Source organism: Chryseobacterium limigenitum (assembly GCF_900114875.1).
Classification (GTDB): domain Bacteria; phylum Bacteroidota; class Bacteroidia; order Flavobacteriales; family Weeksellaceae; genus Chryseobacterium; species Chryseobacterium limigenitum.
In genome coordinates, this window is sequence record NZ_FPKW01000019.1 from 20662 (window position 1) to 43428 (window position 22767).

Sequence of the window (22767 nt, forward strand, 5' to 3'; positions counted from 1 at the left end):
CATAGAAATTCTCAATATCTTAAATTTTTGCTAAATAATAAGAAACCAATCTCCAATTGCGTTTCATTGTTTAGATTTGCATTAAATGTAATTGAAAAAATGAAAAAGTTATTACTACTATTGATGATGGGTGTTTTTGGATTAAGCTGTTCTCAAAAAATACCAACGGTTCTTAAAACTAAATTTTCTAAAGAAGCTTTAAATCAAAAACTGGAAAATGAAGAAGGTAAAACCGTTACCATTCAACAGATTCTTGATCAGCATAAAGGAAAAGTCTTGGTGATCGATTTCTGGGCAGGATGGTGCAGAGATTGTTTAAATGCGCTTCCAAAAGCTAAAGAATTAGAAGAAAAAAACAAGAATAATATTGATTTTGTATTCCTTTCATTAGACCGCTCAAAAGAAGGATTTAATAAAAGTCTTGAGAGATTTGAAATGAAGGATAAAGAAAATTACTGGTTCTCTTCCGGTTGGAAAAATGATTTCAATAATTATGTTGACCTCAACTGGATTCCAAGATATATGGTGATTGATCAAAAATCTGCGATTGCAAAATATTATGCTATTTCTCCCGAAGATCCTGAAATTCAAAGTACAATTGATAAACTTTTAAAATAAATGATGATTATAAGAGAAGCTACAGAACAGGATTTGGAGATCCTTTTAGAGTTTGAACAAGGTATTGTTTCTGCCGAAAGACCATTTAACAGCACTTTTATTGATGGAGAAATCCATTATTATGACCTGCTCATTCTAATGCAGTCGGAAGATTCCACTGTACTCATAGTGGAAGAAAATAATGAAATTTTGGCTTCGGGATATTCAAAAATCAGGAAACCCGAAAATAGTTATTCCAATTTTGACAGGTATGCTTATTTGGGGTTTATGTATGTAAAACCTGAACACAGAGGAAAAGGTATTAATAAACTGATCCTTGATGAACTGATCAGCTGGTCAAAAGAAAAAGGTATCTCAGAAATCAGGCTGGATGTTTATGATCAAAACGAATCTGCCGTAAAAGCCTATGAAAAAGCAGGTTTTGAACCTCTGCTCCTTACAATGAGATTGAAATCATAATAATTCGATCATTAAAAATAAATGAATCCATATCTTTGCGATATGGATTTTCCTTTTCCCCTTCGCAAAATTATTCATGTTGATATGGATGCATTCTATGCTTCCGTGGAGCAATATGATAATCCAGCATTAAGAGGAAAACCCATTGCTGTAGGTGGTGAACATCGTGGTGTCGTTTCTGCGGCCAGCTATGAAGCAAGGAAATTCGGGGTGCGTTCTGCAATGCCCAGTAAAACTGCAAAGGAAAAATGTCCGCATCTGATTTTCGTCCCACCTCATTTTGCGCGGTATAAAGAAATTTCAAAAAAAATTCGGGAAATATTTCATGAATATACCGATTTGGTTGAGCCATTATCTTTAGATGAAGCATATCTCGACGTTACCGAAAATAAAAAAGGAATAGAATCTGCCAATCAGATTGCGAAAGAGATTCGCCAGAAAATATTTGACGAAACAGGGCTTACCGCTTCTGCGGGTATTTCAATCAATAAATTTTTAGCTAAAGTTGCTTCAGATATTAATAAACCAAACGGACAAAAAACCATTCATCCCGATAAAATTGAAGCTTTCCTTGAGGAATTACCTGTCGAAAAATTTTACGGCGTAGGGAAAGTTACTGCTAACAAAATGTTTAGTTTAGGTATTTATAAAGGAAAAGATTTAAAGAAAAGGTCCGTCGAAGATCTTACAAGAATGTTCGGTAAATCCGGCGGATACTACTATAATGTTGTTCGCGGAATTCATACTTCTGAAGTAAAGCCTCATCGTATTCAGAAAAGTGTTGCTGTAGAAAGAACATTTTTTGAAGATTTGTTTGATGAACAGCAAATCAATGAAAAATTAGAAAGTTTAAGCGCAGAACTTCATCAGAGACTACAGAAAAATAATATTCTCGGAAGATCTTTAACCTTAAAAATTAAATATAAAGATTTCTCATTATTTACAAGAAGCTTTACAAAAGAAGAATACTTTACTTCATCCGAAGAATATTTTAAAACATCAAAAAGACTTTGGGAACTTCGCCCATTTGATAAGGCCGTCCGATTGTTAGGATTATCTCTTTCTCATCTTAACACAGAAGAAAAAAAGCAGGTTTCCGTTCAACTAAAAATCCCGTTTCAGGAATTTGAAAATCAATAGTGAATAATTTTCACTAACTTGTATTGACCAAATTTACACTACATGAACCAAACGATGATTCAGTTTTTCCATTGGTACTCGGAAGGAGACGGAAAATTATGGAAAGAAGCAGAAAAACAGGCCAACTACTTATCAGAATTAGGAATTACATCAGTTTGGTTTCCTCCCGCATATAAAGGAACAAATGGCGGCTACTCGGTCGGTTATGATGCATATGATATATTTGACTTAGGTGAATTCGACCAAAAAGGAACTGTTAAAACAAAATACGGAACAAAAGACGAATACACTAAAGCCATTAAAGCTTTAAAAAAGCAAAATATCCAGATCATTGTTGATATTGTGCTGGGTCATAAAGCCGGCGGTGACGAACTGGAAAAATTCAAAGCAGTAAAAGTTGACGAAAATAACAGAGAAAAAATAATTTCTGATATTATTGAAATAGAATCCTATACCAAATTTACGTTTCCGGGAAGGGGAAAAAAATACTCTGATTTTGAATGGAATTTCACCTGTTTCAGCGGTGTTGATTTTGCTGAAGGAATGGATTCCCATATTTTCAAAATACAATCTGAATATGGAAACGACTGGGAAGAAATGATCGATGATGAAAAAGGAAATTACGATTATCTGATGTATAATGATGTTGAACATCGCAATCCACACGTCCGCGAAGAGCTTAATACATGGGCAAAATGGTATTTTGATCAAACTGATTTTGATGGTGTAAGACTTGATGCCTTAAAACATATTTCTTTTGATTTTTATAAAGAATGGCTCACCCTACTCCGTTCCAATTCCGGCAAGAATATCTTTGCAGTCGGTGAATATTGGGCTCCGGGATATTTAGCCTTACTTCAAAAATATATTGAAGTTACGGAAGGTGCTATGAGCTTATTCGACAGTTCATTACAAAATAATTTCCACACTGCATCCAAAGAAGGCGGCAATTATGATTTGAGAAGAATCTTTGATGAAACGCTTACTCAGGCTGATCCGCTTCATTCGGTAAGTCTTGTCGATAATCATGACACGCAACCTTTACAGGATCTGGAAGCTCCAGTTGATGAATGGTTCAAACCTCTTGCCTATGCCCTGATTTTATTGAGAGAAAACGGTTATCCGTGCATTTTTTACCCCGATTTATTCGGCGCTCATTACATCGATAAAGATAAAGAAGGAAATGATCAGGAAATATTCTTAAATAAAATTGATGGCATTGAAGAATTACTGAAAGCCAGAAAAGACCATGCTTACGGCGTTCAAAAAGATTATTTTGAAGATGCCAATTGTCTGGGATGGATACGTGAAGGTGATGATGAACACCAAGGCTGTGCCGTAGTTCTGAGTAATAAAGAAGCCTATAATAAACCGATGGAAATGGGCGAAAAATATATTGGACAAATCTTTTACGATTTTCTGGGAAGATCTGAAGAAAAAGTAACCATAGATGAAAACGGATTCGGAAACTTTCCTGTTCCGGCAGGGAATGTGAGTGTCTGGATTCCTGAATAATTTTTTAACTAAATGCGTTGCAAGATATGTGCAGAACGTTTGTCATTCCGTAGGAATCTAAGCAAAGATTTTATAATTCAATCTCTAAAAATTTGGTATGGATTCCTACGGAATGACAAACTTTATATTAAAAATAATAAAACTAAACTTTTCGGAGTTCCAGCACAGAAGGCTTTTCAGAGGATTCCGATATATTTCCTTTTCGGGCAAATTCTGCCCAAAGTGCTCTTAATTTCTTCCCATTCTCATGAATATATTTCCAGGGAACGTCTTTTAATAAGCCTGAATATTTCCAGGCATTTTCATTTCCAAATAATAAAGGAAGATCAAATGCATGAGCAGCCCCGAAAAAATTATTGATCAATCGGGAATGAATTCTGAATACATAAATATTGCCTCCAGCATCAGCATAATTTTCAGCAAAAGCCTGAGCGGGTTTTCCATAGATAATTTCTGTTGTTGCCTGAATCGCTTTATTGATAATTTTTTTTCCAAAACCTTGATTGAGATATTTATTCATCGGGTTCGAAGCTTTCAGATAAAATGAAGTTTCGTCATCATTTAAACCAATCAGGACATCATACTTTTTAGCATTTTCTTTCCATTTCTTAATGGATTCATCCTCGTTGCATAAAGGCGGAAAACCATATTGAGCTCCGAAAGGCATGGCTGCTTTTAATCCATATTTAAAGAAAGACGGGACAAAGCTTTTATAATTTTCTATGATCTCTAAAAGATCTGTTTCGGCTGTAAATCTGTCTGTTTTTTCTAAAAACTCATCGAGCATTTTTTGACGGTTATTTCTCAATCCCAAAGGCGCACTTTGAATAATTACTCGTTGAAATAAATTTTCTATACCATCAGAAATCATTAGATGAGCAATAGCATCACCACCGGAAGACTGCCCTAAAAGAGTAATATTTTCAGCATCGCCACCGAAATCACTGATATATGTTTTAACCCATTTTAAGGCTTCAATTATATCAAATAATCCTAAATTGGCTGGTCTTTTTTCACTTCCGCCTAAGAAACCGAAAAACCCTAAACGGTAAGAAACTGTTACAATAATAATGTTCTGTTCTTTTACCCAATCCGTAGGATCAGCGGTTGACAAATCACCACAACCGATTTCATAAGATCCGCCATGAATCCAAACGATAACCGGTAATTTTTCATTTTGATTAATATTTTCAGGTCGATAAATTGATAAATATTGCGTTGATTCTTCAACATCAAAAAGATCGAGATCAATTTTCGCGATCAACTTTTCTAATAATGGACTTATATTCTGCGGACAAACAGGAGTCCTTTCCGGAAAGGTAATTTCCAAATCTGATGGTTTTTCAGGAACAGGCTTTTGAAACCTCTCAGAATGTGCATACCGAATACTTTTGGCTTTTAAAATACCATTTTCTTTTACAGCTAAAATTTGCCCAAAAGAGGAATGAAAAGTGTGAGTTCCAATATTTTGTTGTGTTGTCATTTGATGTTGGCTTTAAGCAGAAGCAATAGACTTTAAGCTGTATTTCAACTACAATTTACAAATTTTGTTTTTTTATTTAAATAGTTTTAACGCAAATGTCACAAATTTTTAAACACTAGTTTTCACAAATAAGAATTGTGTTTAAAAATTTTTATTTGAATGTTTTATTTTAACGCAAAGAGCGCAAAGTTTTTTATTAATATTGAGAATATTTTAAGTTCGCAAAGGCGTTTCACTCAACTAAGAATGCTAAAAATTTAAAGATTAGATATAACACAAACATTCACTAATGAGAATTGGTGTTATTTGTGAAAAAATATTAGTGAAATTAGTGTTTTAAAAAACTTAGTTCAACGTTTTATACTCACTTGGAGAAACGCCGACTTTAGTTTTGAATAATCTTGTGAAATGCTGTGGATATTTAAAACCAAGATCATAAGAAATTTCGCTGATTGATTTTTCTGGATTAAAGATTTGTTCTTTTGCAACATCAATCAATTTATTATGGATAAGCTCCTGAGCTGAAATTCCCAATTCTTTTTTAATAATATCTCCAAAATAGTTTGCTGAAAGATTAAGCTGTTCGGCAAAATAATTAACCATCGGAAAACCGAAATTTTTAGGTTTATCAGATTTTAAATATTCATCCAAAAGATTTTCAAACTTACCGATAACTCCCTGATTGATATGATCTCTCGTAATAAACTGACGATCATAAAAACGCATACAATAATTTAAAAACAATTCAATATTATTAACAATTAATGACTTACTGTGTTTATCGATTGATTGTTCTAATTCGAGTTTGATGTTTTTAAAACATTCTAAAATAATCTCACGCTCCTTTTCAGATAAATGTAATGCTTCATGAACGTCATAAGAAAAAAATGAATAATCCTTTATATTCTTCCCTAAATTGGTTCCTTTAATGAGATCCGGATGAAATATCAGGGCAAAACCTGCGGGCTGAATCTGCTTTCCTTTATTGTAAATTCCATAGGTTTGGCCTGGCGCAATGAAAACCAAGGTTCCTTCCTGATAGTCGTAACTATTTTTACCGTAAAACATGTCTCCACACATGACATCCTTCAAAAAAACGGTATAAAAACCAAACGATCTTTTGTGCTGGCTAATAGGATCTGATTTTGAAAAATCAACCACACTTACCAATGGATGTAAGGTTTCCTGATTGGCCATTTTATTATATTCCGAAACACTATTGTAGATTTCAACCTCTTGATCTTCCATGAATTCCATTTTTAATCTTATTCAAAATTACTGTTTTAAATTGTACATTTGATTACAACTGTAAAATTGGTAAGTATTTCCGTAATTTATATAAGTCAGGTTGAGACAAAAGTTGAGACATTTGTAGTCGGGAAATTAGCATTTAAAATTAAAACTTAAATAAATCAAATGAGCACATTCACAGTAAAAGCTTTCGCAGCAGAGTCTACGACAGCAGATTTAAAAGAAATGAATATTGAAAGAAGAGACACAACACCAAACGATGTAGAAATTGATATTCTATATTGCGGCGTTTGTCACTCTGACCTTCATACAGCAAGAAACGACTGGGGCGGAACGATGTATCCGGCAGTTCCGGGGCACGAAATTGTAGGTAGAATTACAAAAGTAGGAAGCGATGTTTCTAAATTTAAAGTGGGAGATTTGGCAGGTGTAGGATGTATCGTAGATTCTTGCGGACATTGCGACAGCTGTAAACAAGATCTTGAACAATATTGTTTAAACGGATTTACAGGAACTTACAACGGAAAAGATAAGCATTTGGGAGGTCATACTTTCGGAGGATATTCTCAAAAAGTGGTTGTAGATGCTGATCACGTTTTAAAAGTGCCTGAAAATTTAGATCTTGCAGCAGTTGCTCCGCTTCTTTGCGCAGGAATCACCACTTGGTCTCCATTAAAGCACTGGAACGTTGGTCCGGGTTCTAAAGTAGCTGTTGTAGGTCTTGGAGGTTTAGGTCACATGGCAATTAAATTAGCAAAAGGTTTAGGTGCTGAAGTTACTTTATTCTCAAGAACTCCGGGGAAAACTGATGATGCTAAGCAATTAGGAGCTGATCATGTTGTAATTTCTACAGATGATACTCAAATGGATTCTGTGAAAGGTAAATTTGATGTGATTATCGATACTGTTCCTTATGTACACGATGTAAATCCTTATGTTACTACTTTAAATATCAGCGGAACGCTTGTTTTAGTTGGATACTTAGGAGGTTTGGAACCTATTTTGAATACCGTTCCGATGATTTTAGGAAGAAAATCTGTTGCTGGTTCTGTGATCGGTGGAATAGCTGAAACTCAGGAAATGCTTGATTTCTGTGGTGAGCATAATATCGTTTCTGAAATCGAAATGATCAACATGCAAGATATCAACGAAGCTTATGAAAGAATGTTGAAAAGCGATGTAAGATACCGTTTCGTAATTGATATGAAATCTTTGTAAGATTTTCTTATATAATTCAACTAAGGCTCTCATTTTTGGGAGTCTTTTTTGTTTTCTTTATTGCAAAGGCAGAAAAAGCTTTTTTTAAGAAAGAAATACGGCTATTTTAGGTTTTGACTAAAGTCTGGTTTGATTATTTTAATTTTTAAAATGGGTTAAATCCCGTTCCTATTGATTTTTAAATATCCGCAGAACTACAATTATTCACATTTATATTTTCCATCCATATCTTTAAAAGCCCATTCTGCCATTTGATAGATGACAGGGATTAATCCTTTCCCAGACTCACTCAACCCATAGGTTACATGAGGAGGAATGACCGGTTTAGCTGTTCTGATTACCAATCCGTCTGTTTCCAATTGTTTTAGATGCTGAATTAACATCTTTTCTGTAACTGCTGGAATACAGCGTTTCAGTTCGCTATACCTTTTATCTCCGTTTGAAAGATGGTATAAAATAATAGGTTTCCAAAATCCACCGATTTTTTCCATAACATAGGTTACCGGACAAAGATCGAGTGCATATTTTTTATTTTGCTGAATGGTTGAGCTTTCTTTAATGGCCGTCATAATACATACTTTAGGGTAAGTACTTGTATAAAAGTAAGTACAAATATACCTTTGTTCTCAGAAATAAAAAAATATTTATTATGAAAATTGTAATCACTGGTTCACTAGGAAATGTAGCAAAACCATTAGCTCAACAATTAATTGCAGAAGGTCACGATATCACTGTAATCAGCAGCAACGAATCTAAAAAAAGTGAAATTGAATCTCTTGGAGCAAAAGCAGCCATCGGCTCTATTACAGACCTAGATTTCTTAGTTAAATCTTTCGAAAATGCAGATGCAGCATTTTTAATGACTCCTCCAAATATGGGTGGAGTAAATATTGTTGAAAATACCATTAATGCAGGAAAAAATTATGCCGAAGCTATTTCAAAAACAGGTATTAAAAAAGTTGTTATGCTGAGCAGTATCGGTGTTGAATCACCAGTAGAAACAGGACCAATAAAAGGACTCCATCATATTGAAAAACTCTATAGCAATTTAGATAATACAGATGTAACATTTTTGAGAGCCGGATATTTTTACATTAACTTTTTTAATGATATTCCGTTAGTTCAGAATGCAGGAATTATTGGCGCCAATTATCCTGAAAATACAAGTATTCCATTAGTTCATCCCGCTGATATTGCCAAAGCTGCCGCAGAAGAATTAGTGAAAAATTCTGAAGGTAAAAATGTAAGATATATTGTAAGTGATGTTCGTCCAGCCTCTGATTTTGCTAAAGTTTTTGGAACTGCCATCGGAAAACCGGAACTACCTTGGATTGAATTTAAAGATGAAGATTCTCTAAATGGAATGCTTCAGGCAGGTCTTCCACAAGAAATGGCTGAACTGTATGCTGAAATGGGAAGAGGCGTAAGAACGGGAGTCGTTCAAAAGGATTTTATTGAGCATGATTCTCCTGTTGATGGAGGAATTAAGTTGGAGGAATTTGCGAAGGAGTTTGCTGCTAAGTTTAATTCTTAATAATTTTTTCTCTGATTCATTTCTTATAAACAAGTTTCGGCGAGCCTTTGGCTCGCCGAAACTTTATTTTTATCAAAATTTTAGATTTAATTCTGGCCTAAAAATTACTTTTTATCCTTCAAAGTCTCTTTCAATACTTTAAATTTTCCATCGATGGGTTGGGTGATTTTTAACCCTAAAATTTCAGCAACTAAAGGATAAACATTTACATTTGAAAACTCATCGATCACAACATCATTCTTAAATTCAGGTCCCCAAGCAAAGAAAGTCGCTTTCATTTCAGGAACAAGCCTTGGATTATAGCCATGTTTTCCAACCGCTGTTTTCTTGCCTTTCTCTAGAAATATCTTAGGAGCTTTCGGAATCAGAAGAATTTGTCCGATTCTGTTGTATTGATCATCTTTAGTTCCAAAATGGAGATATTTAGGCAGTTTTTTATCTAAATAAACTTCATAATCATCCGTTTTATTGCCTTTCAATTCTTTATAAACAGCTTTAACTTCGGAAGGATTCTTCACTACCACTCTCAATAATGTTTGAGAATTATAAAAATCAAATCTGCTTTTATCGAAAAGTAATGCAGGAATTTCAAGCGGAGTTCCACCATCAACTTTTATCATCCCATGATCTGAAACAAAGATGAAGTTGACGTTTTTCAATCCTAAATCATTTACTTTTTGAACCAACTCTCCAATTGCTTTATCAATTAAATGAACAGCATCTTCCGTTTCTTTAGCTTCTGGTCCAAAATGATGTCCGCTTCCGTCCACTTCAGGGAAATATAGTGAAATAAAATGCGGCCTTTTATCCATTGGTAGTTTCAACCAATTAACAACTTTATCCACCTTTTCAGAAGGGGTAAATTTTTCGTGATAAGGATAATAATAGGTTGGTCTTTTTCCACCTGCATCACTCGCTGACCCTACCCACATTAAAGAAGCTGAAATCATTCCCTGCTTTTCAGCCAATCCCCAAAGTGGAGTTCCACCGTACCAACTTCCATCTTCTGCATTTTTTTTATCACTCATTGCATATGCTTCCTTTCTTTTATAATCATAAAAAAAGTTATCGATCAAACCGTGGTGAGAAGGATATAACCCGGTAATTAAACTCCAGTGATTCGGAAAAGTGATACTTGGATAACTTGGAATCATTGCCTTTGCCTGAACGCCTCCGTTTGAATATTTTAAAAGATTTTCTGCATTATATTTTTTAGCATAATCATATCGAAAACCGTCTGTAGAGATCATGATTACGTAAGGTTTCGTTTGTGCATCCACCGTATTATGTCGATTCGGAATAACTATTTGAGCAGTATCAACAGGTACTTTTTGAGCAAATACTGTTAATGACATCAAAAGCATAAAAAATTGTAATCCTCTCTTCATTATAAAAATTTTCGGCAAAGTTACTATGTCAAAATCTTAGATGAAAGTTTAGGTCGTTAAAAAAATATTAAACCTTATTATATTCTATACTGTCCTTTAATTTTAAACTGATCTAGAATGCTGAAGATTGGATCTTATAACTCATTTCAAATTGTGACACCCAATTTTCCAGACCTATCGAGGTAAGAAAACGGCAAGTATTTTCAGAAGAATCATCAACATTATTTATAGATATCGCTTGCCCTTCACTCATCTGTTTTATCTTACTAAGAAGCTTGTTGCCAATCCCCTTTTTTCTGAAGCTTTTATCAACAGCAATTTGTTGTATTTTTCTTGTTGCAGGATTATAAATAGTATACCCTACGACTTCATCCTCTTTATAGGCACCTAGAATTTTACAGTCTTTACCCATTTGTTCAATTACCATAACAGAATTTTGCCACGATGGTTCAATATCCCAGAAAGATCTGAATTTTTCCCATTGAAAGCTACTCATCTCTTGTATTAAAACATTAGAATCTCTTTCTGTAAGTTCAACATTTCCTTTAAAACAAAGCAATTTTCGGGTAATATTAAAACCTAAATTGGTATAAGCTCTTATGGCGGCTTCATTTTTTTCGAGCACTTCCAACGTTAAAATACATGCTTTTCTATTTTGTAATATCGGGAGAATATAGTCATACATTTTTCTGACTAATCCTTTTCCTCGGTGTTCGGGAATTATTCCTGTTCCGGCATTATACACAATCCGTTGCCCATCCTCTATTTTTTCAGCATTAAGAATAAAAGATACCAATTTGCCTGAATCAAAGCTTCCTACAGAAATGCTCATGTCAACTTTTTCAGTAACTATTTTTGATTTGAGCTGATCTAATGTTAAGTGAAAAGGAACCAGATAATCAGAAAAAGAAGTATTAAATACTGACAAAACATCCTGTATATCAATATTTTCAAGGTTTTTAAATTCCATTTATATTGTTTTGTTAAATATTAAAATTATGGGATTAAAAAGATATTGATATTATTTTGAATTTATCTCCCATAAAAAACACCTCTAAAATTTAGAGGTGTTCAAAAAATATCATGCTTTTTTACTTATTCTTTAATTAATTTCTCATAAGATAAAGTTCCATCTTTCAATTTAATTTCAAAATAATAACTTCCTGCTTTTAGATCAGCTACGTTAATATTTTCTCCGTCTATTTTTACAGATTTTATTTTTCTTCCTGTTGATTCGTAAATATCAATAGATTTAATTTTGTCTGCATTTTTGAAATTTACGGTTTCCTTTGCAGGATTTGGGTAAAGAACAATTTTCTTACTTTCCAGAGCCAAATCGTTGGTTCCTAAAGTTGCAGTCATATTTAACGATACATATCCTCTGTTTCCACCACCGTGATAGCCACTTAATAAATCTGTTGTTGGCCCCTTCGCGAAAAAAATATTAATGTTTCCAGCTGAGTTGGCAATTGCATTATCTCCAGCTCCACCAGATAGTGATCTTGTAGCAACAACCGTCCTTATTCCTCCTGATGTAGTGTTGGATGTTTGTGTCCAATCTTGTGTAGCATCTGCATTAGGTGTTACACCAACATTTGCAAAAGTATAATCTCTATTCGCAGTGGAATTATAAATAAATCCATCTTTTCCACTTTGCATACCCTCACCAACATTGCCAAAACCAATTCCTAAATAGGAAGTATCTGCACCTGTAAGTGTAATTGTAACTAAAGTTGGTGAAGTATCCAACTTTACAGTCATTCCTGTAGATCCGAGACTCACTGTCCCAGAACTAAACTGTGCTCCTACAGCGCTTGCAAGAGCTAAACTTAATGTGAGTAAAACTTTTTTCATATACTAATTTTTTAAAAGGTTGATAATTTCTTCGTTGTTGGTCTGTAACGCATATTCAAAAGGGGTCATTCCCATTGAATCTTTTTTAGATTTATCCGCTTTATGTTTCAGCAATAATTCTATGAGTTCTTTATTTCCGAATTTCACAGCCCAGAAAAGAGGAGTAGATCCTGTGGCATCCGCAATATTTGGATCAGCATTTTTATTTAATAAATACTCAACCAAATCTTTATTATATTTTACAGAAAGCCCTGCCAAAGCAGTTCCTTCCTGGCTTTTATAATTAATATCTTTTACATTATCCATCAAAAACTTAGCCACTTCCGTGTTTCCTCTATAGCAAGCTAAAATGAGGGGAGAAAAACCTCCATCATTGGTTTCATTGATGATATTTGCGTCTTTCTTCATCAAATCTTTTACCTCAGCTACGCTACCGCTTCTTGCAATATCAAAAATTGATTTTGCTTTTTCCTGAGCAGATACAAATGAAAAACTCAGAAAAATACTTATGATTACTATTAAATTTTTCATTGTTTTGATAATACATAATCATATTTAACATTCACGTTCTCAGCAACTTTCTTAGATACCATTTTAGGAATGGTTACATTGTGATCTGCAGGTCTTGCTACAAACCCTCCCTGGATATAGATTTTCCCATCTTTAGCATATACTGTTGCTGATGAAGTAACCGCTTTATCTACCCCATGGAAATTAAGTTTTCCCTGTATTGTATATTTTTGTGGTGATGCAGAAAGTTTCGTTTTATCAAAATTCACAAGCTTCCCTGTAAAAGTTGTTTTAGGATATTTTGCTGATTCAGCATAGTTTTCATTAAAATGCTCTTCCATTAATTTTACAGTGAATTTATAATTCTTCACAACAGAAACGGAAGCAATTTCTCCGGTATCGGCATTCAGGATAACAACATTGTTATTATCTTTTGCACTCACATCTTCAAATAGCGGGACGGATGCTTCAAAACTAACCTGCCCTGTTTTTGAGATATATTTCTGAGCCGATGCAAGGTTACTAAACAGTAACGATACAATAATTAATACTAGATTTTTCATTTTCCTATTTTTGATTTAATTTTCAATAAGCCCATCAGCTTTCCATTTAATGAAAATATTGATTTGGGATTGGGATAAAGATCCACCTTGTGGCATTTTTTGATAATCTCCGTTTTGTCTTTGTATTCGATCTAAAATAACCTCGATATTATCCTTCACCTCATTATAATTAGTAAAAGGTTTGTAAGGCGCAGAGCCTGTAGCTGAATGGCAACTAATACAATTGGCATCAACAATAGGTTTTACATCTTGCGTATATTTCACGATTTCTGCGATGGGTTTATTATCAGAAATTTCTTCATAGGTTCTGCTTTCACAAGCAACTAATAAAGCTGCTGATGATAGTATGTATAGTATCTTTTTCATTTTAAAAAACTCTATAAAGATTAAAACCAAAGAAAATCTGTCCTTTTTCCCATTTTCCGGCTGCATTGGTAAGATATCCGATGTCTGAGTTAAGCTGAGAATTACTGAATACAAGCTGGAAAACGTGTCCCCCTGTTTCTATATCCATCCCTACTGATAGAGGATTTTTATAGACACTGTGATTGTCGAAATTCACAAAATATTCTGCATTAATAGAAATTCTTTTAGAAATTTTGTATCTGCCTCCCAGTCCTGTTAAAAACTGATTTTTATCTTCAACTTTTGGCTCATAAAGATTTTTGTGCACATAGGAAGGTGTTAACTGCAAAGATAAATTCTCATTAAATCTTCGAGAAATCAAAGCCTGCGTGAGATAAGAAAGCCTGTCACTGAACTGTAAATGCGGATAATTATCTTTATCCAGATCTGTATTCAGCGCCAGAACATTATAACCTACAATATCTACAGGAAAATTATCATTTTGCTTTAGAAGACTGTATTTAGCTCCAAGTTCAAAGGTTTTCATATTGGTTTCCCTTGAAAAACTTAAAGAAAGATTGTCTGTAACCCCATAGATTACTCCCAATTTGGTAGAAGCATCATCCAGACCGAAGAAGTTTTTAAAACCTGTGCTGATGTCTCCAAAACGGTGCGCAACGACGATATACCATTCGTTCTTTGCTGTAAGTTTGGTAGATTGCGCCGTAACAATCTGTAAGCCTTTGAAAGCTGGCTGTGAGGTGTCGGTATTTGTCTTGATGGTGTCAATATCTTTTAACAAATCTTCCTGAGAAAAAGCAAGACTTGATGAAAGCATCGACAAAAATAATAAAGTTTTTGTCATATAAATTTTTTAGAAATAATATAACAAACTTATACAGTTATGAATTCAAAAATGTGTGATAAAAGTCACCGAATAAATAGTTTTTATCAATTGTAATATTAAAACAATTAAACATTATTTATTAGAATTGACTAACATTTTCATTTATAGGTATTTTGATTCCTTCTTTCGTTTGAGTAATTTCGCCTTCATTTTCTATTTTTTTCAAAACTCGGCTTACAACTTCTCGGGAAGTACCAAGATTATTGGCAATTTCTCGGTGTGTTAATTTTATCGGATTATTTCCTGTTAAAGAAATCTGTTGTTTAATATAACTTAAAACTCTTCTGTCCAGCCTATGAAAAACGGCTTCATTCACCATATTCATAACATCCGAAAAACGTTTGTCATATTCATGATAAAAAATTCTGTTGATTTCCGGAAACCTGATCAGCCACTCGTGTACAGTAGAAACCGGAACCAAAAGAATTTCAGATTCTTCTTCCGCAACAGCATAAACCCGGCTTATGCAATCGGTAAAAATAGAGGAAAAGGTCATTAAACAACTGTCGTTAGGCCTTATGTAATAGTAAATTAATTCTCGCCCATCATTTAAAGAAAAAACTTTTACAGATCCTTTTATGACGAAAGGAACATATTTGTTCTTCTGCCCGTCCCGAACAATTTCTGTCTTTGCTTTTACATTCGTTATAATCCCGTGTTTTTGAAGTTCAGTTGAAAAATCAGCACCCAAAAACCCAAATTTATTAAGAATAAACTGATTATTTATCATATCTACTGTATCAACATTAAAAAACAAATATAAAGAATATCAAGATAGGAAAATAGTAAGTTTTAATAATTAATGAAATAAAAAAGAGACTGTCCGAAATGGGCAGTCTCTTTTGATGTACATGGTCACATTAAGCTGTTTTTTTTCGGACAGCCTCCTCTATTGTTATAAATAATGATTTATAAATTGTATTTCAGATTCAGCCCGTAAAAGAAATAAGCTTTACTTGAGCCTGGATTAAGATCTGTTGCAACGCCTTTCGGGTAACCATTTCCTGCATCTGCATCATTAATGCTGTTTCCTAAGAATAGGAAAGTATAGTTAATCTGATTGGTAAGATTATTCCCCATAACATAAGCATCAACATCAAATTTTCCGAAAGATTTTTTATATCCTACTTTTGAATTAAGCAGACCAAAACCTTTTACAAGATTTGTATTGGCAAAATCTGTATATACATTTCCTAAATAGTTATAGGTATTTATAAGGTAAAAGCCCGGTTTTGTATATAAATCTAATCCTAATGCATATTTATTTCTCGGAACTCCCACTACTGTTTTATGATCATATACCTGATCTCCACCTAACAATCTTGTAGAAAAGTCTTTATACTTTGCATCATAATATGAAAGATTGACAAATGGAACAATTCTATTAAGGAATGAGTTGTCGTTTTTGTACTGATATCCTACGCTGACTTCCAAACCATTGTTTTTCTGGCTACCTGTATTTGCCCAATAAGTCTGGTTACCGGAGTTAGGGATTACCAATTGCGTAAGTTTATTAGAATAATCTATTCTGAACAAAGAAACCTGATAATCTAGCTTGGTATCCATTAATAAGCCATGTACACTGAAATCTACCATTTTTGCGCGTTCAGGTTTCAGATCATTATTAGCGGTATTTGTATAATTTATAAAAGATGAACTTGCTGTAGGAGCATTGTATCCTTCACTATAGCTTACATTAAAAATCTGATGCTTCCATTCTTTCTGTAAAGCAAAATGTGGAGTATACGCCGTTTCATACTGTTTTCCGAAAGACTGGTCTTTTTTCCCCGCAATTAATCCGGAAATCACATACAAATCTTTTCTGTCATAATTAGTTTTATTCGCGCTTACTCCTGCAAGCAAAGTAAGAGCCCATGGCTTATAAGTCAAATAATCAATTGCAAAATAAGTTGCCTGATTATTGTTATATTTGAAATATGAAGCTCCGTTGATTCCCGTTGTTTCCAAAGGATTTGTTATTGATCCTGTAAAACGATAGCTCGAAGTGGTAGACATAGAATTTTGTATTTCTGTCCCAAAATCTAATCTGTTCTCAAAATTATCAAATTCTTTTTTAAGTGTAAAAGTAGAACGAAGCCCAACATTTGGCGAACTTGTTATACCGTAAGCTCCGGCAGAAGTACTTTCTGTATTACCATTATAGTAGAATAATGTTGTATAGTTTCTAAAATTGGGCGTAATATTGATCGTATTGCTTAATCCCACTCTGGTTGATTTGATCTTCGTTCCTGAATTTTTACGAATATAAGCCGGATTTCCGTTATCAATACCTGCATAGTAATCATCATAAGAAATCTGTCCTGATGTATGCTCATATGAATAAGCCTGGCTTCCAAAGAAACTCAGTTGATCTTTTTCTCCTAACTTTATTGTTCCGTTTACATTGAAGAAATTTTTCAGCCCGCCTCCGTTTGGTCTGTAGCCATCAGTTTCAAGATGCCCATAAGCTGCATTCACTGAATAGTTCTCGTCTGCAGCGTTCAGCTGTGTACGTGACTGAAAGGTTTTGAAAGCACCAACTAATACATTTTCCGAAACAGATACTCCTTTTGTAAAATCAGGGCGGGTGTAGAAACGTACAGCGCCACCTGTTCCACCGCCATACATTGTGGCAGCAGGGCCTTTTATGACCTCCACATTATTCACATACGCAAAATCAACATCATCCAGAACAGTTATTCCTTCTGCTGTAGTAAGTGGCATATTGTTCCAATATGCTTTGACACCCCAGTTATTGAACTTCTGATCATTACCATATCCGCGAACAACCAGTCTCTGACCTCCAAAATTAGTCCGCTTATCTACCTGCAAACCAGACATTGTAGATAATGTCTGATCAATAGCTGCAGGATTATTTCTGTTGAGTTCTTCTTCTGAAAGTGTTTCAACAGACTGTCCGTGTCTTTTGAATTCTGCACGTTCCTGCTTTAATTTCTTTCTTCCCAGTATAATTACTTCCGTTATTGAGCTCTCCTGTGATTGTTGAGCATTCGCAATTGTACAGCATAATACAGCTGCAACACCTATATATTTTTTCATCGATTAAAATTTATTGTCATTACCCTTTTTATGCATTTCAAGTCTGAAGCTTACTTCTGGTTTCCGGAGGCGGAATTGTTATTGACAAATAAAATGTATTTTCTAATCGTTTAAACTGGTTTATTCTTATAATTGAATAGAAGGGTTTTAAAAAAATAAATTCTTTCTGGTCGAAAATTGCCAGGGAATTGAATGTCTTTAAAATATTTTTATGGGGTTGCAGTAGGTCAATCTGCTTTTGTATAGACTTTTTGGGGGTTATAAAAAACTTTGAAAGTTTTACTAATGAATTAATTACAATATCTTTTTTATCTGTATAACAATAAAAATACTTCACCCCTTTTATAACAGTGATCTTAATAACATCATAAGAAAAACCATTCAGTACAAATTCTTTCTCTTCTTTCCATTCTGCTTTCGCTAAGTCTTTTTCAGTGAAGCATACTGTTTCTGAGTTATCAAATTTGTTTTTTGAAATATCGTATTGAGTTTTTTCGTATACTTCACTTTTAATATAGGAAATAACAGGATGAATCACATTAATAAATAATACGACTAAAGGAAGACATAAAAGTATAAAGAATAATTTTTTATGCAAAGAAAATATTATTGTCTTTGGGGAATTAGATCCCCTGTTGGTTCAACTGAAATAAATTTCGGAATATTTATTTTGTAAAGCTTTTTGGAATCTTTTACTGTATATTCCATCCAATTTTCTTTTAGATTAAGTTTTTGAGAACGCTCTCTACTTTCAACAGATGATCCTGAAGGCATGTTTTCAAAATTATCTGTCTGATCAGTACTCTGAAAATTACCGTTTACGATAATCATATTTCCAGAATTACTCTGAGTAAAATTGATGGTATTTCCTTCAGCTTTTAAAGATTTTACGGTAATAATGTCTTTATTATTTTTAATCTTTAATTTTAGGGTATACATCGTTCCTTTCACTCTGTCTCTTCCACCAAACCATTCTGTTTTTTCTGCCGAAATTAAGGATACTTTACCTTGATATAATGAGGAAATCGGCGCTTTACAAGAAAGCGCCAATATCCAGAATATCATTGTAAATAATTGATTATTCATCTTTAATCATCGTCACCATCATTATTTATTTTTCCAATTACCAGGAAGTTTCCGCTGTATACTATTTCTCCTTTGGCTTCAGCTTTCAGAACGTAATTTCCAGGGGTTAATCTTTGACCAAATTCTTCATCAGACTTCACATTTTTCCTGTTATATACCAATCTTCCCGATCCGTCAAATATGGTTATATCTACCGCATCGTATTTAGAACTATCAAATCTCAAATGTGAAATACCTTTTGAGGGGTTTGGATATATTCTGGTAACATCTTTTTTAGATTTTACTTCTCCTGTTGCTAAATTAACTACAGTATTCTGCGTTGTCCATGCTCCTCTTCCATAAGTAGAAACCATTACAGTTCTGGTAGAAGGTCGGTAATCTAAATTTGTAATTCTTATATTCCCAATATTTCCTGAAATTGAAGCCCAGCTTGGTGAGGCCGAAAGAAAATTTGTTGTTCCCCAAACTCCCATTTCTGTTCCTATAATCACTTCGTTTGCATCATCAGGATTTCTTAATACTGTTCTTACAGGCATATCAGGAAGATTGCCCTCTTTGTTTTGCCATGTAGTTCCCCCATCGGTAGAATAGAATATACTTGTAAGATTATAATTAGATAATGTCACAATAATTTCGTTCTCATTCGCTCCAAATTCTATGTCAGAAATTGTTCCTGCTGCCGGAGTTGTTATGGCTGTAGAAGCATAAGATGTTGTGTTGGCATTTGTTATCTTAAAAATTCTACCCAAATTAGTCCCTACAAATAACTTAGTAGATGCAGTTGTATAAGGAGAAACTTTCATCCAAGAAATCTGTTCGCCACTTTGTGCTGTTCCTGCAGTAACGATATCATTTGTAAATGTTGTAGAAGTTGCAGAAAGACCACCTGTTCTGAAAAGCGTCAATCCTGAACGGTAAGAATAGAATACATTATTTATTCTATCTAATGCAATTTCATTTACAAAATGTCCATAAGCATTTCTATTAGCAGTTGATAGTAGATAATAACTATTGTTTGTCAGTAAATAATGATTGTTATAAACATAACTTGCAATTTCATAATTATCCTGGTCATCATATTCCGTATACATTCCGTCTCCTCCTGTAGCAGCTTGGCTGGTAAGGAAGTTGTTTGCCAATGGGGCACCATACAGCCACCATGAACCATTATCCTGCGCACCTGCTAATAATTCTTCATTAGCGGGGGTTTTTGTAGGATTAAGCATTGCGCTGTAAAATTGTGTTACATTATATCTCGTATTTCTCGCTGAAAAACCGGTAGTTGTAGCAATATTATTTTTATTTGCTACAAAAAAAACTCCTCCGTCATTTCCAAACATCATTTGATTTGTAGCATAGTTATTAAAAGGATTAAAAACTATTGCGTGCTGATCTGCATGTACAGTTGAAACCTGCAAGGCGGCCATATTATTGTTGTTTGACCATTTTGAAATCTGTGTCCAGCTTGCTCCGCCATTGGTTGATTTATACAAATCAATTCCTCCAATATATAGTATATTGTCATTTTGAGGATCTGCTGCAATTACAAGATCATAAAAAGATTGCCCTCTTGTAAAATCATTTGCAGGAATACTTGTATCTGTGGCGGTAGGTAATGTTACCACTGGTGAAGCATCATTGGTTGACTGCCATGTAGTTCCTCCGTCTGTGGACCTTGCAATACGTATTGGTTCTGAAGTGCTATTTGCCCCCTGCATGAAAGCATACACTTTATTCGCATCTGTTTTAGAAAGAGTAAAGTTTACTCTTGATCCGGCATTTCCGACGTTATAGACCACATTAAAAGTATTGCCGTCTGTAGACTTGAAAATTCTGCCTCCTGCATCTATGTTTGAAAATCTTGAACTTTTAGTAGAAACCCAAACAGCATTATCTGCTCCGATCTCTATCTGCTGAATAGCATATCCTGTTGTACTCGTAAGTCCTGTTGTGGTATTTAATGCTAATAAATTGGTATTCTTTGTAAATGTAGCTCCTCCGTCTGTTGATTTATATAATCCTGCCTGACTTAATCCCTGCCATCCATCATTGAATGAGATTCCTACATAAGACCCGCTCACACCTGCATAAACCTCAGAAGTACCGCCATTATTTCTTACCTTAATATCATTGATATAAAAGTTACCGTTTCTAATTCCGCTGGAAGAATATGTTACCGGGATTGTAAAAATCTGTGTCCATGTAGTACCTCCGTCTGCAGACTTCCATATTCCTGAACCTACTGCATCAGCAGTCGCAGATTCTCCTGTACCTACATATATAACTTGGGGATTATTCGGATCATAAGTAATGCATACAACTGAAGTATTTGCCCAAAAAGTACTTAGCGGTGTCCACTCATTAGTACTAATTGAAGGATCCTGGTTTACCCAAAGTCCTCCAGAAACTCCTCCTGCAAAAACTCTTTTGCCGGCAGGATCGTTCGGGTCAAACATAATTGCTCTTGTTCTTCCTCCTACACTGTACGGACCTCTTTCTATCCAAGGCTCATTAACTATTTTTGCTGTAGAAGAAGTATTGCTAGAAATAAAAGACATCTGCTTGGTAGGGGCATACTTTCCTTCCTTGATGTCTTTATTTACTTTTACAAGTCCTTCAAAATTCGTTTGTCCTGTAACAGGATCCATCGTTCTCTTGTAATCTTCTTCATTATATAAATTAGGCGGGATTCCAGCATTTTTATCAAGTTTATGCTGTTTTTTTAGACCTTTTTCATATTTGGCATATAATTGCTGTAACTGCTTTACATCAACTTTAGTTTTATTTTGAGCAGAAATAAAAGGAGTTCCTAAAACTAAAATTACTGTAACAGAAAATAATTTTGATTTCATTTTGTTTTTTTGTAAATATAATAAACATTCCTGAAAATTTTATATTTGGATAATGAAATTATAAAAATTAATTTCAGTCAGAATTTACAATAAAAAATGCCCCAATAAAATTTGAGGCATTCTTATGTATATTAAGAAAATCTTACGCTTGTATGCTGTTTTCACCTAATTAAAGGTTCAACTTCTTTGATCTCTCCGGACTGCTGCTCGTAGCTAAAACGACTGCAAATAAGTAACTAATTAAGACTCAAAAAAGAAAGAGACATCATTCAGCAGAAAGAAATGGAAGCCAAAGAATTAAAGCTTAAAATAAATGAATCTTTTGAAGAGGTTGTACAGCTTGCCAAAGATAACAGCCCGGAGTTTTTCATAAGATTTCAGGAGGTGATCCAAAAGTTTGTTCTGCAATCCTGAAAATTAATCCGAACTTGGTAAGCAGTGAACTAAGATTCTGCGCTTTATTATTTCTTAATTTTTCTACCAAAGATATTGCAGAATATACTTTCACATCACCAAAAACGGTCCAAAACCGGAAAAAATGGAATACGAAAAAAACTTAACATTTCTTCAGACACAGATCTTTATATCTGGTTCAAAAATCTATAAAAAATAAATCCCGTCTCGTAATAGAACGAAACGGGATTATTTATATGCTAAGAGAAAATCTTACGCTTGTACGTTGTTTCCACCTAATACGAAAGGCTCAACTTCTTTGATCTCTCCGAATTGTTGCTCGTAGTTTGTGATGTTCTGTTGAAGAGCAGCTAATACTCTCTTAGCGTGAAGTGGAGCAAGAATAACTCTTGAACGCACGTTAGCTTGTTGTACACCCGGCATTAATTGGATAAAATCTACAACAAACTCAGATGGAGAATGGTTTACTAGAGCAAGGTTACAATATACCCCTGAAGCTACCATTTCGTTAAGTTGGATGTTGATGTTGTTTGGATCTTGATTTTGATTTTGATTGTCCATGTTTTCTTT

23 protein-coding genes are annotated in these 22767 nt (G+C 34.1%); 7 read left to right on the forward strand and 16 right to left on the reverse strand.

The window, feature by feature from the left end; all coding sequences use genetic code 11:
• Positions 1-99 precede the first annotated feature (99 nt).
• Genes BT156_RS17785 through BT156_RS17800 form a run of 4 tightly spaced genes read left to right on the forward strand, consistent with a single transcriptional unit; the run spans position 100 to position 3732 of the window.
• Complete coding sequence (locus tag BT156_RS17785) at positions 100-618, forward strand: TlpA family protein disulfide reductase (protein ID WP_072412168.1); 519 nt, start codon at positions 100-102, stop codon at positions 616-618.
• Positions 619-1077: a GNAT family N-acetyltransferase gene (locus tag BT156_RS17790; RefSeq protein WP_072412170.1), complete on the forward strand. Its 459-nt coding sequence runs from the start codon at positions 619-621 to the stop codon at positions 1075-1077.
• A gap of 42 nt (positions 1078-1119) precedes the next feature.
• Entirely contained in the window at positions 1120-2217 is a 1098-nt protein-coding gene (gene dinB / locus BT156_RS17795; protein WP_072412172.1) for a DNA polymerase IV, read from the forward strand.
• Between the two features lie 42 nt (positions 2218-2259).
• Entirely contained in the window at positions 2260-3732 is a 1473-nt protein-coding gene (locus tag BT156_RS17800; protein ID WP_072412174.1) for an alpha-amylase, read from the forward strand.
• 142 nt (positions 3733-3874) lie between these two features.
• Here the strand turns inward: BT156_RS17800 and BT156_RS17805 are convergent, their stop codons facing one another.
• Positions 3875-5215, reverse strand: a complete 1341-nt coding sequence (locus BT156_RS17805) for a carboxylesterase family protein (RefSeq protein WP_072412176.1) — start codon at positions 5213-5215, stop codon at positions 3875-3877.
• A 345-nt stretch (positions 5216-5560) separates the two neighbouring features.
• Positions 5561-6463 carry a helix-turn-helix domain-containing protein gene (locus BT156_RS17810; protein WP_072412242.1) on the reverse strand — a complete coding sequence of 301 codons (903 nt, stop codon included), beginning with the start codon at positions 6461-6463 and terminating at the stop codon, positions 5561-5563.
• 168 nt (positions 6464-6631) lie between these two features.
• Here BT156_RS17810 and BT156_RS17815 point away from each other — a divergent pair, with 168 nt between their 5' ends.
• The gene (locus BT156_RS17815; RefSeq protein WP_072412177.1) at positions 6632-7684 is read left to right on the forward strand and encodes an NAD(P)-dependent alcohol dehydrogenase; all 1053 of its coding nucleotides are present in this window, start codon (positions 6632-6634) and stop codon (positions 7682-7684) included.
• A gap of 200 nt (positions 7685-7884) precedes the next feature.
• Here BT156_RS17815 and BT156_RS17820 read toward each other — a convergent pair whose 3' ends face one another.
• Complete coding sequence (locus BT156_RS17820) at positions 7885-8253, reverse strand: winged helix-turn-helix transcriptional regulator (protein ID WP_072412178.1); 369 nt, start codon at positions 8251-8253, stop codon at positions 7885-7887.
• Positions 8254-8333: 80 nt separating this feature from the next.
• Here BT156_RS17820 and BT156_RS17825 point away from each other — a divergent pair, with 80 nt between their 5' ends.
• Positions 8334-9218, forward strand: coding sequence for an NAD(P)H-binding protein (locus BT156_RS17825; protein WP_072412179.1), 885 nt, complete (start codon positions 8334-8336; stop codon positions 9216-9218).
• Between the two features lie 104 nt (positions 9219-9322).
• Here the strand turns inward: BT156_RS17825 and BT156_RS17830 are convergent, their stop codons facing one another.
• The 12 genes from BT156_RS17830 to BT156_RS17885 form a co-directional block, all read right to left on the reverse strand.
• Complete coding sequence (locus BT156_RS17830) at positions 9323-10606, reverse strand: alkaline phosphatase family protein (RefSeq protein WP_072412180.1); 1284 nt, start codon at positions 10604-10606, stop codon at positions 9323-9325.
• Between the two features lie 112 nt (positions 10607-10718).
• Positions 10719-11576, reverse strand: coding sequence for a GNAT family N-acetyltransferase (locus BT156_RS17835; RefSeq protein ID WP_072412181.1), 858 nt, complete (start codon positions 11574-11576; stop codon positions 10719-10721).
• 125 nt (positions 11577-11701) lie between these two features.
• Positions 11702-12460, reverse strand: a complete 759-nt coding sequence (locus BT156_RS17840) for a T9SS type A sorting domain-containing protein (RefSeq protein WP_072412182.1) — start codon at positions 12458-12460, stop codon at positions 11702-11704.
• Positions 12461-12463: 3 nt separating this feature from the next.
• Positions 12464-12991: an ankyrin repeat domain-containing protein gene (locus BT156_RS17845; RefSeq protein ID WP_072412183.1), complete on the reverse strand. Its 528-nt coding sequence runs from the start codon at positions 12989-12991 to the stop codon at positions 12464-12466.
• Entirely contained in the window at positions 12988-13533 is a 546-nt protein-coding gene (locus tag BT156_RS17850) for a YceI family protein (protein WP_072412184.1), read from the reverse strand. The genes BT156_RS17845 and BT156_RS17850 overlap by 4 nt, the downstream gene beginning before the upstream one ends.
• A 15-nt stretch (positions 13534-13548) precedes the next feature.
• Positions 13549-13899: a hypothetical protein gene (locus BT156_RS17855; RefSeq protein WP_072412185.1), complete on the reverse strand. Its 351-nt coding sequence runs from the start codon at positions 13897-13899 to the stop codon at positions 13549-13551.
• A gap of 1 nt (position 13900) precedes the next feature.
• On the reverse strand, positions 13901-14743 hold the full coding sequence (locus tag BT156_RS17860) for a DUF5777 family beta-barrel protein (RefSeq protein ID WP_072412186.1): 843 nt from the start codon (positions 14741-14743) through the stop codon (positions 13901-13903).
• A 121-nt stretch (positions 14744-14864) separates the two neighbouring features.
• Positions 14865-15515, reverse strand: a complete 651-nt coding sequence (locus BT156_RS17865) for a Crp/Fnr family transcriptional regulator (protein ID WP_072412188.1) — start codon at positions 15513-15515, stop codon at positions 14865-14867.
• 179 nt (positions 15516-15694) lie between these two features.
• Complete coding sequence (locus tag BT156_RS17870; protein ID WP_072412189.1) at positions 15695-17845, reverse strand: TonB-dependent receptor; 2151 nt, start codon at positions 17843-17845, stop codon at positions 15695-15697.
• A 37-nt stretch (positions 17846-17882) separates the two neighbouring features.
• Positions 17883-18443, reverse strand: coding sequence for a hypothetical protein (locus BT156_RS17875; RefSeq protein ID WP_139255512.1), 561 nt, complete (start codon positions 18441-18443; stop codon positions 17883-17885).
• Between the two features lie 8 nt (positions 18444-18451).
• Positions 18452-18931, reverse strand: a complete 480-nt coding sequence (locus BT156_RS17880) for a hypothetical protein (RefSeq protein ID WP_072412191.1) — start codon at positions 18929-18931, stop codon at positions 18452-18454.
• Between the two features lie 2 nt (positions 18932-18933).
• Entirely contained in the window at positions 18934-21783 is a 2850-nt protein-coding gene (locus BT156_RS17885; protein ID WP_170857340.1) for a T9SS type A sorting domain-containing protein, read from the reverse strand.
• A gap of 282 nt (positions 21784-22065) precedes the next feature.
• Between BT156_RS17885 and BT156_RS22505 the strand changes: the two genes are divergently transcribed.
• On the forward strand, positions 22066-22197 hold the full coding sequence (locus BT156_RS22505) for a hypothetical protein (RefSeq protein ID WP_262484313.1): 132 nt from the start codon (positions 22066-22068) through the stop codon (positions 22195-22197).
• Positions 22198-22449: 252 nt separating this feature from the next.
• On the opposite strand, the gene BT156_RS17890 is transcribed toward BT156_RS22505, so the two are convergent.
• Entirely contained in the window at positions 22450-22758 is a 309-nt protein-coding gene (locus tag BT156_RS17890; protein ID WP_054511586.1) for a DUF3467 domain-containing protein, read from the reverse strand.
• Between the last annotated feature and the right edge of the window lie 9 nt (positions 22759-22767).

What these genes read in the sequence shown, in the direction of transcription:
- BT156_RS17785 (WP_072412168.1), top strand. Translation starts at nt 100, where the DNA reads ATGAAAAAGTTATTACTACTATTGATGATGGGTGTTTTTGGATTAAGC.
- BT156_RS17845 (WP_072412183.1), bottom strand. Translation starts at nt 12,991, where the DNA reads ATGAAAAATTTAATAGTAATCATAAGTATTTTTCTGAGTTTTTCATTT.
- BT156_RS17885 (WP_170857340.1), bottom strand. Translation starts at nt 21,783, where the DNA reads ATGAAATCAAAATTATTTTCTGTTACAGTAATTTTAGTTTTAGGAACT.
- BT156_RS17865 (WP_072412188.1), bottom strand. Translation starts at nt 15,515, where the DNA reads ATGATAAATAATCAGTTTATTCTTAATAAATTTGGGTTTTTGGGTGCT.
- BT156_RS17890 (WP_054511586.1), bottom strand. Translation starts at nt 22,758, where the DNA reads ATGGACAATCAAAATCAAAATCAAGATCCAAACAACATCAACATCCAA.
- BT156_RS17820 (WP_072412178.1), bottom strand. Translation starts at nt 8,253, where the DNA reads ATGACGGCCATTAAAGAAAGCTCAACCATTCAGCAAAATAAAAAATAT.
- BT156_RS17850 (WP_072412184.1), bottom strand. Translation starts at nt 13,533, where the DNA reads ATGAAAAATCTAGTATTAATTATTGTATCGTTACTGTTTAGTAACCTT.
- BT156_RS17870 (WP_072412189.1), bottom strand. Translation starts at nt 17,845, where the DNA reads ATGAAAAAATATATAGGTGTTGCAGCTGTATTATGCTGTACAATTGCG.
- BT156_RS17805 (WP_072412176.1), bottom strand. Translation starts at nt 5,215, where the DNA reads ATGACAACACAACAAAATATTGGAACTCACACTTTTCATTCCTCTTTT.
- dinB (WP_072412172.1), top strand. Translation starts at nt 1,120, where the DNA reads ATGGATTTTCCTTTTCCCCTTCGCAAAATTATTCATGTTGATATGGAT.
- BT156_RS17825 (WP_072412179.1), top strand. Translation starts at nt 8,334, where the DNA reads ATGAAAATTGTAATCACTGGTTCACTAGGAAATGTAGCAAAACCATTA.
- BT156_RS17790 (WP_072412170.1), top strand. Translation starts at nt 619, where the DNA reads ATGATGATTATAAGAGAAGCTACAGAACAGGATTTGGAGATCCTTTTA.
- BT156_RS17810 (WP_072412242.1), bottom strand. Translation starts at nt 6,463, where the DNA reads ATGGAAGATCAAGAGGTTGAAATCTACAATAGTGTTTCGGAATATAAT.
- BT156_RS17860 (WP_072412186.1), bottom strand. Translation starts at nt 14,743, where the DNA reads ATGACAAAAACTTTATTATTTTTGTCGATGCTTTCATCAAGTCTTGCT.
- BT156_RS17880 (WP_072412191.1), bottom strand. Translation starts at nt 18,931, where the DNA reads ATGAATAATCAATTATTTACAATGATATTCTGGATATTGGCGCTTTCT.
- BT156_RS17855 (WP_072412185.1), bottom strand. Translation starts at nt 13,899, where the DNA reads ATGAAAAAGATACTATACATACTATCATCAGCAGCTTTATTAGTTGCT.
- BT156_RS22505 (WP_262484313.1), top strand. Translation starts at nt 22,066, where the DNA reads ATGGAAGCCAAAGAATTAAAGCTTAAAATAAATGAATCTTTTGAAGAG.
- BT156_RS17835 (WP_072412181.1), bottom strand. Translation starts at nt 11,576, where the DNA reads ATGGAATTTAAAAACCTTGAAAATATTGATATACAGGATGTTTTGTCA.
- BT156_RS17815 (WP_072412177.1), top strand. Translation starts at nt 6,632, where the DNA reads ATGAGCACATTCACAGTAAAAGCTTTCGCAGCAGAGTCTACGACAGCA.
- BT156_RS17800 (WP_072412174.1), top strand. Translation starts at nt 2,260, where the DNA reads ATGAACCAAACGATGATTCAGTTTTTCCATTGGTACTCGGAAGGAGAC.
- BT156_RS17830 (WP_072412180.1), bottom strand. Translation starts at nt 10,606, where the DNA reads ATGAAGAGAGGATTACAATTTTTTATGCTTTTGATGTCATTAACAGTA.
- BT156_RS17840 (WP_072412182.1), bottom strand. Translation starts at nt 12,460, where the DNA reads ATGAAAAAAGTTTTACTCACATTAAGTTTAGCTCTTGCAAGCGCTGTA.